The sequence below is a fragment of the Rummeliibacillus pycnus genome, assembly GCF_050459865.1.
GTDB lineage: Bacteria > Bacillota > Bacilli > Bacillales_A > Planococcaceae > Rummeliibacillus > Rummeliibacillus pycnus_B.
Map to the genome: position 1 here is coordinate 1 of NZ_JBCMNM010000011.1, position 2,149 is coordinate 2,149.

At 35.0% G+C, this 2,149-nt stretch carries 1 protein-coding gene; it reads left to right on the top strand.

The window, feature by feature from the left end:
• Positions 1-262: 262 nt before the first annotated feature.
• On the top strand, positions 263-1,852 hold the full coding sequence (locus ABE048_RS01575; protein ID WP_430308734.1) for an ABC transporter substrate-binding protein: 1,590 nt from the start codon (positions 263-265) through the stop codon (positions 1,850-1,852).
• Positions 1,853-2,149 lie beyond the last annotated feature (297 nt).

Sequence of the window (2,149 nt, forward strand, 5' to 3'; positions counted from 1 at the left end):
AGGAGATTGAAGCCAAGCCCGTGGAAAGCGCCGTCTGTAGCGGAACATCCAAATCTGAATACTGAAAAGTTAATGTGTTGAAATGTTCGTATATAAAATACTGAAAATGGATTTGATGAAATCGATTCACATTTAACGTTTTTAATATTTACTATTATGGAGTTGTCTAAAAGGGGCAACTCCTTTTTTCTATCAATAATTGGTAAATTAATATATAATAAATTCTAAATATTCTGTTTTTAATTTCAGAAGGGGGATTTTTATGAGAAAATGGCTAGTCTACTTTCTAATGGCAATTATTCTAGTGGTATTAAGTGCTTGTGGAAAAGATTCTACAAGTAATGCAGGGGGATCAAGTAACAGTGGGGGAAAACAAAGTTCTCTTGTATATGGTAGAGGTACTGATTCTGTTTCACTTGATCCAATCAAGGCTACCGATGGAGAATCTTTTAAAGTAGCAAGAAATATTTATGAAACGCTTGTTCAGTTTGGTGAAAATGATACATCGATTAAACCGAGCCTCGCTAAAGAATGGAAAATTTCGGAGGATCAATTAACATATACATTTAAGCTACAAGAAGGCGTTAAATTTCATAATGGTACAGATTTTAATGCAGAAGCAGTAGTGAAAAATTTTGAACGATGGATGAATGGTTCGGCAGATCAATTCCCGTACTACGGTGATATGTTTGGTGGATTTAAAGGAGATAGTAATCATATTATCAATACTGTAAAAGCAATAGATGACACTACTTTTGAACTGAAGTTGAAAAAACCTTCTGCTGCAATTTTAAATAATCTTGCAATGACTGCATTTTCAATCGCAAGTCCAACTGCTATTGAAAAAGAAGGTGACAAATTCGGTGAAAATCCTGTAGGAACAGGACCTTTCAAATTTGTTGTTTGGAAGAGGAATGATACGATTGAGCTTGAAAAGAATACAAATTATTGGCAAAAAGACTATCCAAAAGTATCAAAATTAATTTATCGTACATTGCCTGATAACTCTGCCAGATTAAATAGTTTAGTCACAGGAGAAATTGACATTGCTGATGGATTAAGCCCAAGTGACCATAAGCGTATAGAAGAAGATCAAAATCTACAATTATTAAAAAGACCTTCATTTAACGTAGGATACTTAGGAATGACTCTTACACAAAAGCCGCTCAATGACGTTAAAGTGCGTGAAGCTGTGAGTATGGCAATTGATCGCAAAGCAATTGTAAATAGCTTTTTTGAGGGATTTGCAACGGAGGCAAAAAACCCATTGCAACCAACATCGCTCGGCTACGACGAAAAAACAGAACCATACACATTTGATGTAGAAAAGGCAAAAGCGTTACTAAAAGAATCTTCGTATGATGGAAAAGTAGTTGAATTGTGGGCGATGCCAGTACCGCGTCCATATATGCCTGATGGACAAAAAGTGGCGGAGGCAATCCAAAAGAATTTAGAAACGATAGGAATGAAAACAAAAATTGTTACTTATGAATGGGCTACTTATTTAGATAAAACCCGTAAAGGTGAAGCTCAATTATTTTTATTAGGTGGAACAAGTGATAATGGTGACCCTGATAACTTATTATCTTTGTTCTTCTATGATTCAGGTTCATTAAATAACTCGCAATTACATGATAAAAAGATACAAAAATGGTTAGCGGAAGCTCGTTCAACAACAGATAAAGCGAAACGAGAAGCTCTATATGCAGATATTCAAACTCGTTTACGTGAAATTATCCCTGTACTCCCATTAGTGCATTCAACACCAATTGTTGGTGCAAGAACAAATGTTGAGAACTATCTCCCGCATCCTACAGAAGCGGATGATTTAAAAAATGTAACGGTAAAATAAATGTGATTCATCATTATTTCTTATTTGAATCAATTTCATAATGCAAAATTATAAAATATACGAACATTTAATGATATTCATTATGGAGCGAAAGACGGCGACTCCTACGGGAAAAGCTTGAGCTGAAAGCCCCGCAGGAACGTAGTGACGAGGAGATTGAAGCCAAGCCCGTGGAAAGCGCCGTCTGTAGCGGAACATGCAAATCTGAATATTGAAAAGTTAATGTGTTAAATATTTGTATTTAACAAAAAATGGATATGCAAAATTGGTTCATTTCATTAGTATTTCTTTTAAACC